An 8,093-nucleotide genomic window follows, 5' to 3' on the forward strand; every position below is an offset into this window, starting at 1 on the left:
GCATCAGCTCCTCCAGGGCGGGGGTGTCGACGGAGAGATGTGTGGAGCTAGGGGGATTCGAACCCCCGACCTTCTCATTGCGAACGAGACGCGCTACCAACTGCGCCATAGCCCCGAGAGCGGTGCCAACATTAGCACCCCGTCACGGCAGGTCGCCAAATCGGCTCAGCCGGCCGCGCGACGCCGGGCGAGGATCTCGTCCAGCGGGAGGCCGAGGGTCTCCGTGCGCGGTCGCGGCTCGTCCGCCGCGGTCAGCTCCGACGCCCCGCCCGCGGCCGGCGACGTCGCGTCCAGCGTGCCGGGCGCACGCTCGGGGACGGGCGCGCCGGCGGGCGTCGCGGTCGGGCCGAGCGTGGCGCGCATCGTCGCGGCCAGGGCGGCGCCGCGCGCCGGGTCGGCCGCCGGCAGCACACCCGCAGCATCACGGCCGGCATCACGACCGGCATCACGACCGGGACCGACGGCCGGGAGAGCACGCGGCTCGCGCCGGGGCGCCGCCGGCTTCGTCACGTACGTGGGCAGCGGCACGGGCACCGGCTCCCACGGCTCGCTGCCGACGGGCGGCGGCCCGGCGGGCACGCCGTCACCGCCCTCCCCCGGGTCCACGACGACGACGGGCTCCGGCGACGCCGGCGCCTCGTCGGCGCGGACGTCGAAGACGAGGCGCTCCGACGACGCGGCGGCGCGGCGGCGCGGGGCCGGCTCGGGCTCCGCGCTCTCCTCGCCGCGGGTGTCGTCGGCGGGGACGGCCACGCGGGAACTCGGGGAGGCGGGCTCCGTGCGCCGCGACGCCCGCGGGGAGGTCCGGGCGGCGGGCTGGTCTGCCGGTGCCGACACGCGAGGGATGAGCTGGGTGTGCGTCGCCGACGGCCGCACCGCGTGGCCGGTCACCCGGGGCCGGTTGCGCGGCGCGTGCGGTCCGCCGTTGGCCAGGGCGCGCGCCTCGGTCGCCTGCCGCTGTGCGGCCTTGCGCTCCGCGACCCAGCGCGCGTCGGCGCGCCGGGCCTGCAGCACGGCGACGCGGCCCAGCACCAGCACGACCAGCAGCAGCGCGGTGGGCGCGGCCCCGGCGTACCAGCTCACCAGGCCGAGCCCGACGACGACCCAGCCGCCGATCGTGAGGAGCAGCAGGAGGACGGTCAGCAGGAGCCGGCGGCGCGCCCGCGCGGCACGCTGCTCGAGCAGGGCGAGGCGGGACTCGCGGGGCCGGTCGGCCTGCCCCGGGGCGCGCGGGGCCGTCAGGGCACGCGACGCGCCCCCGTCGTCGTCCAGACCCATCGGTCGCTCCCCTCGTCCGCCCTCCGACGTCGTGCCGGGCGCCAGCAGCGGCGTCGCGCCGCCGATCGGGGTCGTCACCCCGCGCGTGCCGCCCGCACCCGCCACCGCCAGCACCCGGAGCCCGCCGGAGAACCTGTCCTCCACGCGCGCGTCCAGCAGCTGCTGGCGGTGCCGCAGCCGGTGCGGCACCCAGAAGCCCAGCCACAGGACGAACAGCGCGAGCACCGCGAGTCCTGCCGCCGACGTTTCCACGTCACGACGGTAGGGGACGCGACGACGCCGCGGACGCACGCCGTCGCGGCGTGTCCGTGGTCGGGCCGCCGGTCCGGGGGCCGCGGCGGGTGCCGCGAGAGGCTCAGGAAGGTCAGCCGCCGCCGTCGCGCACCTGCTGCCAGCGGGCCAGGAGGCCCTCCGGCACGTCCTCGGTGGTGAGGGCGAAGGTGCGGTGGTCGCGCCAGGTGCCCTGGATGTGCAGGTAGCGCTCGCGCACGCCCTCGTCGCGGAAGCCGAGCTTCTCCACCACGCGCAGGCTCGGGGCGTTCTCGGGGCGGATGTTGATCTCGATGCGGTGCAGCCCGAGCACCGCGAGGCAGTAGTCCCCGGCCATCGCGACCGACGTGGGGATGACGCCGCGACCCGCGACGTCGCGCGACACCCAGTAGCCGATGCTCGCGGAGCACAGGGAGCCGTAGACGATCTGGGACACGGTGAGCTGCCCGACCAGGGCGCCGTCGAGCTCGACGGCGAACGGCAGCGTCGTGCCCGCGCGCGCCTGCGCGGACAGCGCCCGCAGGTAGTCGCCGAACGTCGACGCGGCGGGCCGCTCCCCCGGCGAGGTGGCCTCCCACGGCTCGAGCCAGCTCGCGTTCGCCGACCGCAGGCGCAACCACTCGGGTCCGTCCTTGCGGCGCAACGGGCGCAGGACGACCGTGCCCGAGGGTCCGTCCTCGCGCAGCGTCACCGGCCACGGCCGGGACACGGCCCAGCCCCGGGCGTGCTTGTGCGTCATGCCACCTCGTTCCGTCCCGACGCTCCCGCCCCTGCCCGCGGGCCGGAGCCGTTCTCGGCATCTCCGGCGCGCGCCGGGAACTCCCCGGACGGGACCCTGCCACAATGGCCCCATGCACGGCGACCGCAACGGATCGAGAGCGCACCAGCCCTACCCCGTCGTCGCCGGGATGGAGGCCGCGGACGCCAAGGAGGAGCTCCGCCGGGCCATCCGCGCCCACCGCGCCGAGCGCTCCCCGCGCCTCCGGGACGAGGCCGCGCACGCGTTCGCCGAGGTCCTCGCCACCGTGCCCGCCGTCCGCGACGCCGCGGTCGTCGCGACCTACGTCTCGCGCCCCACCGAGCCGGGCACCCACGTCCTGCTGGAGCGGCTCGCCGCGCGCGGCGCCCGGGTGCTCCTGCCCGTGCTCGGCGCGGGCCTGGCCCGCGACTGGGCGGAGTACGCCGGGCCCGACGACCTGCTCGAGCGCGCCCCCGGCAGGCCGCCCGAGCCGAGCGGCCCCGCTCTCGGCGCCGAGGCCATCACCCAGGCCGACGTCGTCGTGGCGCCCGCCCTCGCCGTCGACGACCGCGGCGTCCGGCTCGGCCAGGGGGGCGGCTGGTACGACCGGCTGCTGAAGATCCGCCGCCCGGGCGTGCCCGTCGTCGCACTCGTCTTCCCCGAGGAGCTCTACGACTCCGCCGCCCACCCGCTGCCCGCCGAGGAGCACGACGTGCCGGTGCACGCCGTCGTCACCACGGAGGGCTGGCGGGAGCTCCCCGCGGGCTGAGCCCGCGGGAAGCCCGCCAGGACCCGAGGGTCAGGGCACGAGCGTCGCGCGCGTCGTCGCCGCCTCCTCGACCGCCTCGCGGGTGAACGGCCAGTCGAACGTCTTCCCCGCGGCCCACTCGTCGAGCTGGTCGTCGTAGTGCGACGACGCCGGGTGGCCGGACACGCCGGTGACGTTCACCCACGTCGACGCGTCCAGGTCGGCCAGGTCCACCACCATCCGCATCGACGGGCCGGTCGTCACGGCGAAGCTGCCGGTGCCGGCGTCCCACCCCGTCGCGTTGACGATGGACGATCCGCCGGGCATCCGCACCGGGTCGGGGTTCACGAGGTCGCGCACCAGCCCGGGCACGCCCGCGCCGCCGATCACCGGGTGCTCGAGCTGCAGCGTGTGCAGCGTGCCCCACTCCCAGTCCGCCGGATCCTTCGACAGCTCGACCGTGAGGTCCCGGCGCGCGCTGGTCAGCGCGCGCGTGAGGATCTCGTCGCGCGACTCGACGACGTTGGCCGTCGTCCGGTCGTCCCAGAACGCGTCCTCGGAACGGTCCAGCATCGACGTCACCACCAGGAGCCACTGCGACCCGCCGTCGGGGCGCATGCTCGGGGGCAGGTCGTCCCAGAACGCCTCCTGCAGGAGGTTGCGCCACACGGCCGCGAAGTAGGCGGCCGCCGGGGAGTCCGCCGCCATGCGGTAGTCCCAGTCGGCGAGCAGGTCCTGCCCGGCCGCGACGTACGAGTCGTCGAGGTCGATGTCGAGCAGCGTGGGCACCAGGGCCTCCGCGAACGCCGACCAGTCGTCGTTCTGGATGCGGTTCATATCCTCGGCCGTGAACGGCCGGCCGGACGCGATCTGCTGCGAGAGCAGGGTGCGGATGCGCTCCGAGCGGTACCCGTAGTCCCAGTCGTCGGCGAGGTACGGGCGCGACCCGTCGCGCAGCACGGCCTGGTTCGCGGCGACGATGAACCCCTCCTCCGGGTCGAGGGACCGCGGCATGTGGTCGGGGTCCACCCAGCCCTGCCAGTCGTAGCGCGGGTCCCAGCCCGGGCGGGGCCAGGTGCCGTCGGACGGCACGGGGCCCTTCACGTCGGACCGGACCGGGATGCGGCCCGGCGCCTGGTAGCCGATGTGCCCGTCCGTCGTGGCGAACACGATGCTCTGGGCCGGGACCTCGAACAGCTCGGCCGCGGCGCGCACATCGTCGGCGTCCTTCGCCGTGTCGAACGCGAAGACGGCGTCGGCCGTGCGACCGGGCTGCAGCGCCGTCCACCGCAGGGCGACCGCGTACTCGCCGAACTCCGTGCCCTCCGCGGTGGGCGAGCTCACGACGTCCCCGACGTCGAGCACGTCCGAGACGATCGGGCCGTGCTCGGTGCTGCGGACCGTGATGTCGACCGGGGTGCCGCCCGCGACGCGGATGGTCTCCTGGCGCGTGTCGAGCTGCTCCCACTGCTCCGCGCCGGCGTCCTTCAGCCACGTGTCGCCGCGCACGCGCTCGATGAAGAAGTCGGTGACGTCGGCCCCCATGTTGGTCAGGCCCCACGCGAGGTCGCCGTTGTGGCCGATGACGACGCCCGGGAAGCCCGCGAAGGAGAAGCCGGCGACGTCGAACGGGCACTCGGCGGAGACCTCGTTGCAGTGCAGGCCCACCTGCGACCAGATCCCGGGCGCGGACAGCGCCAGGTGCGGGTCGTTCGCGAGCATCGGCTCGCCCGACTCCGTGTGCTCCCCCGACACGACCCACGAGTTCGAGCCGGCCGCGTCGCCACGGCCCACCAGCACCGGGACCGCCTCCAGCGCGCTGCGCGTCGACTCGACGGCGGCACCCAGCGCGGCGGTGGCCGCTCCGCCCCCGCCCGTCGCGCGACCCGTGAGGGCCGACGTCAGCTCGGCGTCGGTCCCCGCGCCGTCACTCTCGCCGTCGTCCTCGCCCTCGCCGTCGGTCGACGTCGGCGCGGCGGGGCGCTCGTTGTCCAGGTCGCGGTTGCGCAGCACCGGCCGGTTGCCGCTCTCGCCGTACGCCGGGAAGAGCTCGTCGACCAGCTCCGTCTCGCCGAGCGTGCTGTACGCCAGGGCGCGGTCGAGCTCGCTGTCGTAGTTGCCGCGCAGGTCCCAGGCCATGGCCTTGAGCCAGGCGAGCGAGTCGACGGGGTCCCACGGCTCCGGCTCGGCGACGTCGACGCGCGCCCCCAGCACGGTGTACTCGACGCCGAGCTCCTCCGGGTCGCGGCTCTCGAGGTACGCGTTCACGCCCTGCGCGTAGGCCTGCAGGTAATCGCGCGACTCCTCCGAGATGAGGTGCCACTCCTGCTCGGCCACCTGACGCCAGCCGAACGTGCGGATCACTTTGTCCGCCTCGATCGCCTCCGGGACCTCGCCGACCAGCTCGGCGAGGCGCCCGGACGTCACGTGGCGCCGGTAGTCCATCTCGAAGAAGCGGTCCTGCGCCTGCAGGTAGCCCTGGGCCCGGAACAAGTCCTCCGGGGTGTCCGCGTAGACCTGCGGCACGTCCTGGGCGTCACGACGCACCTCGACCGCGGAGCTGAGGCCCGGCACCTGCTGCGAGCCCTTGTGGTCCGGCAGCGGCCGGCGCAGCGTCACGACGGCGAAGACGGTGCCGGCCACGAGGGCCAGCACCACGACGACGGCGACACCGACGACGGCGCTCCGGAGCCGCGAGCGCCGGCGGGGTGCCTCCTCGGTCTCCGTCACGTCCTGGGAGGGGTCGGGGTCGGACGGGTTTCCGGGCTCTGCAGGGGTGACGGTCGCTGACACGCAGGCGAGACTACCGTCCGGCGTATGATTGGCACTCGCATCACCTGAGTGCCAGCATCGCGCCTCCCGGCGCAGGTGCCGGCGTCCGCCCCGAGGAGATCACGTGCCCACCTACGCGTACCGGTGTGCCGACTGCGGCCACGCCTTCGACGTCCACCAGTCGTTCACGGACGACTCGCTGACCGTCTGCCCCGAGTGCGGCGGCACGCTGCGCAAGCAGTACGGCTCCGTGGGTGTGACGTTCAAGGGCTCGGGCTTCTACCGCACCGACTCGCGGTCCGGGTCGGGCAAGGGCTCCGCCGCCTCCTCGAGCTCGTCGTCGAGCGGCTCGTCCGGCAGCTCCGCCGGGAAGGAGTCTTCGAGCGGCTCGTCCTCGACGGGTTCCTCGACCTCCTCGAGCTCGTCGAGCTCCTCGACGTCCGGCTCGTCCAGCACCTCCAAGGCCGCCTCCTCCTGACCGTCCGGCGGCGCCCGGTCGAGGACGCCGCCGCGGTGGCACCGCACCGGGAGGCTGCCCCCAGGCCGACGCCGTCCACAGGCTCGCGCACCACGGCGACCTCCGGAGCCACGGCGACCTAGCGTCGCCCGCATGCCGCTGCTCGACACGCTCCCCCGACCCGCCGCCCGCCGCGCCTCGGAACCACGGGGCGGGACCGCGCGCCCGCCCGGGCCCGGCGGCCCGGGGGGTCGCCGCCGGGCCGCGCGCCGGCTGCGGTCCGTCCTCTGGCGGGCCCGCTTCGTGCTCGCCGCCGCCTGCTGCGGCCTCGCGGCCGCCGCCGTCGTGCAGGCGGTGCGGCCGGCGCCGCCGCCCACGGTGGACGTGGTCGTCCCCGCCCGTACGCTCCCCGCGGGCGAGCGTGTGGACGCCGCGGACCTCACCACCGTCGCCGTGCCCGTCGCCCTCGCGCCCGACGGCGTCGCCACGGAGCCCGCCGCCCTCGTCGGGCGGACGCCGGTCACCGCGCTGCCCGCCGGGCTCCCCCTCCACCCCGGGCTGCTGCCCGGCGGCGGCGTCGTCGCGCAGGCACCCCGGGGGACCGTCGTGGTCCCCGTGCGGCTGGAGGACACCGCAGCGGGGTGGCTGAGCCCGGGCGACCGCGTCGACCTGGTCCTGACAGGCGAGGCCGCGCGGGCCGCCGGCACGGGCGGCAGCGCCGACCGGGACGACGCCTACCTCGCGCGGCGGGCACTCGTCCTGCCGAGCCCGGACAACCCCGAGCCGGCCGGCAGCGGCCTGCTGGGCGGCGCGACCGGCACGTCCCAGGGCGCCGGCGTCACCCTCGTGGCGGTGGCCGAGGACGAGGCCCCGGGGCTGTCCGCCGCGTCCGGGTGGGGCACCGTCGGTGCGGTGCTCGTGCGGTGACCCGACCGCGCCCGCCGTTGCAGCCCGTCGCGTCCCCCGCGAGAATCGGCGACCGTCAACCCATGCCCGGCCCGGTCCGGGTGCGCCACATCACAGGGGGAATCACGTGAAGAGCATGCTCGCAGGGTTCAAGGAATTCATCATGCGAGGGAGCGTCGTCGACCTGGCCGTCGGCATCATCATCGGCGGCGCTTTCACCGCCGTCGTGACGGCAATGGTCGACAACATCCTCAACCCGATCATCGGCGCGATCTTCGGCAAGCCGGACCTGACCAACCTCTGGGACATCACGCTGCGCGCCGAGCACGACGGCATCCCCGCCTCCGTGCTGTCGATCGGCGGCTTCCTCGATGCGGTCCTCAACTTCCTCATCATCGCGGCCGCGCTGTACTTCGCCATCGTGATGCCGTTGAACAAGCTCGCCGAGCGCCGCGCGCGCGGCCAGGAGGAGGAGCCGGAGCCGCTGGCGCAGGACACGGTCCTGCTGCAGGAGATCCGCGACCTGCTCGCCGCACAGGCCGGCCGCTCGCAGTACTGACCGCCGCCCGAACCCGCGTCACCGACCTCGGCGGCGCCGCCGGCCGGGCCCGTCGAGACGAGGTCTCCGGGGCCGGCGGGCGGCGTCGTCAGCGACGCCCCCAGTGCGGCGGCACGTCGCGCAGCAGCCGGTCGTCGTTGTCGGCGTGACCGCCGCGGTCGTCGGCCGTCTCGCCCAGCACCGTCTCCCGCTCCGTGCCCTGTCGGACCACGCGGCGGCGCGCACGCTTGCGCGGGGTCGCCTCGTCGGTCGGGCCGCCGGGCTCGGCGCGGCGCGGGTCGGAGGATTCGCTCACCCGACCATTGTCCGGCATCGCCCGCCGACGACGGTCGCCGCACCTCGCCCGCGCGGGGCGTGGCGCACG

The 8,093-nt window shown here is 75.7% G+C and carries 8 protein-coding genes, 1 tRNA gene and 1 pseudogene; 4 read left to right on the forward strand and 6 right to left on the reverse strand.

What is annotated here, in order from left to right:
• Nucleotides 1–42: 42 nt before the first annotated feature.
• The 3 genes from ACFUVW_RS17550 to ACFUVW_RS17560 form a co-directional block, all read right to left on the reverse strand.
• Nucleotides 43–115: transfer RNA gene (locus ACFUVW_RS17550), tRNA-Ala, on the reverse strand.
• Nucleotides 116–165: 50 nt separating this feature from the next.
• Nucleotides 166–1,530, reverse strand: a complete 1,365-nt coding sequence (locus ACFUVW_RS17555) for a hypothetical protein (RefSeq protein ID WP_430572600.1) — start codon at nucleotides 1,528–1,530, stop codon at nucleotides 166–168.
• Nucleotides 1,531–1,642: 112 nt separating this feature from the next.
• Nucleotides 1,643–2,287, reverse strand: coding sequence for a GNAT family N-acetyltransferase (locus ACFUVW_RS17560; protein WP_430572601.1), 645 nt, complete (start codon nucleotides 2,285–2,287; stop codon nucleotides 1,643–1,645).
• Between the two features lie 112 nt (nucleotides 2,288–2,399).
• Here ACFUVW_RS17560 and ACFUVW_RS17565 point away from each other — a divergent pair, with 112 nt between their 5' ends.
• Nucleotides 2,400–3,056 carry a 5-formyltetrahydrofolate cyclo-ligase gene (locus tag ACFUVW_RS17565; RefSeq protein WP_430572602.1) on the forward strand — a complete coding sequence of 219 codons (657 nt, stop codon included), beginning with the start codon at nucleotides 2,400–2,402 and terminating at the stop codon, nucleotides 3,054–3,056.
• A 30-nt stretch (nucleotides 3,057–3,086) separates the two neighbouring features.
• On the opposite strand, the gene ACFUVW_RS17570 is transcribed toward ACFUVW_RS17565, so the two are convergent.
• Nucleotides 3,087–5,828: a penicillin acylase family protein gene (locus ACFUVW_RS17570; protein WP_430572603.1), complete on the reverse strand. Its 2,742-nt coding sequence runs from the start codon at nucleotides 5,826–5,828 to the stop codon at nucleotides 3,087–3,089.
• 103 nt (nucleotides 5,829–5,931) lie between these two features.
• Here ACFUVW_RS17570 and ACFUVW_RS17575 point away from each other — a divergent pair.
• Nucleotides 5,932–6,072, forward strand: a pseudogene (locus ACFUVW_RS17575) (FmdB family zinc ribbon protein); the annotation flags it as partial.
• A gap of 14 nt (nucleotides 6,073–6,086) precedes the next feature.
• Here the strand turns inward: ACFUVW_RS17575 and ACFUVW_RS17580 are convergent.
• Entirely contained in the window at nucleotides 6,087–6,269 is a 183-nt protein-coding gene (locus ACFUVW_RS17580; protein ID WP_430572607.1) for a hypothetical protein, read from the reverse strand.
• A gap of 148 nt (nucleotides 6,270–6,417) precedes the next feature.
• Between ACFUVW_RS17580 and cpaB the strand changes: the two genes are divergently transcribed.
• The gene (cpaB, locus tag ACFUVW_RS17585) at nucleotides 6,418–7,191 is read left to right on the forward strand and encodes a Flp pilus assembly protein CpaB (RefSeq protein WP_430572604.1); all 774 of its coding nucleotides are present in this window, start codon (nucleotides 6,418–6,420) and stop codon (nucleotides 7,189–7,191) included.
• 115 nt (nucleotides 7,192–7,306) lie between these two features.
• Entirely contained in the window at nucleotides 7,307–7,729 is a 423-nt protein-coding gene (gene mscL, locus ACFUVW_RS17590; RefSeq protein WP_430572606.1) for a large conductance mechanosensitive channel protein MscL, read from the forward strand.
• Nucleotides 7,730–7,817: 88 nt separating this feature from the next.
• Here the strand turns inward: mscL and ACFUVW_RS17595 are convergent, their stop codons facing one another.
• On the reverse strand, nucleotides 7,818–8,024 hold the full coding sequence (locus ACFUVW_RS17595; RefSeq protein ID WP_430572605.1) for a hypothetical protein: 207 nt from the start codon (nucleotides 8,022–8,024) through the stop codon (nucleotides 7,818–7,820).
• Between the last annotated feature and the right edge of the window lie 69 nt (nucleotides 8,025–8,093).

The sequence above is a fragment of the Isoptericola sp. NPDC057391 genome (assembly GCF_042668085.1).
Classification (GTDB): Bacteria; Actinomycetota; Actinomycetes; order Actinomycetales; family Cellulomonadaceae; genus Isoptericola.